The following is a 1,516-nucleotide window of genomic DNA, read 5'->3' as shown; positions in this document are numbered from 1 at the left end:
GCCCAACATCAAGTGGGGCCTGGTGTACGGCGTGATTTTGTGCAACGCACGCGCCATGGGGGAGTTTGGCGCGGTGTCGGTGGTGTCGGGCCACATCCGTGGGCAGACCAACACGCTGCCGCTGCATGTGGAAATTCTGTACAACGAATACCAGTCCGTCGCGGCTTTCGCCGTGGCATCGCTGCTGGCCATCCTCGCGCTGGTCACGCTGGTCATCAAGTCGGTGGCCGAATGGCGCCACGAAGCAGAAATGAAAGCCGCGGCCGATTTGCCGCCTGAGCGCCCGCGGACTCCCGTTGACGGAGCAACCGTGGCAGCCGCTCGCTAAAGGAAAACATCATGAGCATTGAAATCCGCAACGTCAGCAAACATTTTGGCGACTTCCAGGCGCTGGGCGACGTCAGCCTGGACATTCAATCGGGCGAACTGGTCGCCTTGCTTGGTCCCTCGGGCTGCGGCAAGACCACGCTGCTGCGCATCATTGCCGGGCTGGAAACCGCCGACCGCGGCAGCATCCTCTTCAGCGGTGAAGACACCACGGACGTGCACGTCCGTGAGCGCCAGGTCGGTTTTGTCTTTCAGCACTACGCCTTGTTCCGCCACATGACCGTCTTTGAAAACGTGGCTTTCGGCCTGCGCGTCAAGCCGCGCGGCCAGCGGCCCAGCGAAGCGCAGATCAAGGAAAAAGTGCATTCGCTGCTCAACCTCGTGCAGCTCGACTGGCTGGCTGAGCGCTTTCCGTCACAGCTCTCGGGCGGGCAGCGCCAGCGCATTGCCCTGGCGCGCGCGCTGGCGGTAGAGCCCAAGGTGCTGCTGCTCGACGAGCCTTTCGGCGCGCTCGACGCCAAGGTGCGCAAGGAGCTGCGCCGCTGGCTGCGCCGCCTGCACGACGACCTGCATGTCACCAGCATTTTTGTGACGCACGACCAGGAAGAAGCGCTGGAGGTTGCCGACCGCGTGGTGCTGATGAACCAGGGCAAGGTCGAGCAGATCGGATCCCCGCAAGAGGTGTGGGACCACCCGGCCAGCCCGTTTGTGTATGGCTTCCTCGGCGACGTGAACCTGTTCCATGGCCGCGCCCACGAAGGTGAAGTCCAGCTCGAAGGCCTGCGCCTCAATTCACCCGAACACGCCGGCGCGCAGGACGCCAAGGCCTTTGCCTATGTGCGCCCGCACGACCTGGACGTGCAACGTTATGCACCAGGCGCCGAAGGCATCGTCGCCCACCTGGAGCGCGCCATTGTGATCGGCCCGATCGCGCGGCTTGAGTTGATTCCCGCGGAAGGCTACGAACAAAAAGGCAATGTCTCGGGCGACTCGATCATCGAAGCCCAGATGACCTCGCAGCAGTTTGCCGAGATGGGTTTGCGCGAAGGCGACATGCTGGTGGTGACGCCGCGCAAGGCGAGGGTGTTTGTGGAGGGGTAGCCGTGGACTCTTCTGACGCGATCTCTAATCAACCACTTTTAACCGGATATTGGCACCGTCCGGCAAATCTCTTATTTGTCTTGAAAGG

1 protein-coding gene and 1 pseudogene are annotated in these 1,516 nt (G+C 62.5%); both read left to right on the top strand.

Going from position 1 to position 1,516, the window contains the following annotated elements; all coding sequences use genetic code 11:
* A pseudogene (locus AC1D0Z_RS21515) lies at nucleotides 1–328 on the top strand (sulfate ABC transporter permease subunit CysW); the annotation flags it as partial.
* A gap of 11 nt (nucleotides 329–339) precedes the next feature.
* A complete protein-coding gene (locus tag AC1D0Z_RS21510) occupies nucleotides 340–1,428 on the top strand; it encodes a sulfate/molybdate ABC transporter ATP-binding protein (protein ID WP_477648612.1) in 1,089 nt (362 codons plus the stop codon).
* The last annotated feature ends 88 nt before the right edge of the window (nucleotides 1,429–1,516 follow it).

The organism is Polaromonas sp. P1_E3 (assembly GCF_056405935.1).
Note: the sequence above shows the minus strand (reverse complement) of the source record. Positions and strands in the feature narration are given on the sequence as shown.

What these genes read in the sequence shown, in the direction of transcription:
- AC1D0Z_RS21510 (WP_477648612.1), top strand. Translation starts at nt 340, where the DNA reads ATGAGCATTGAAATCCGCAACGTCAGCAAACATTTTGGCGACTTCCAG.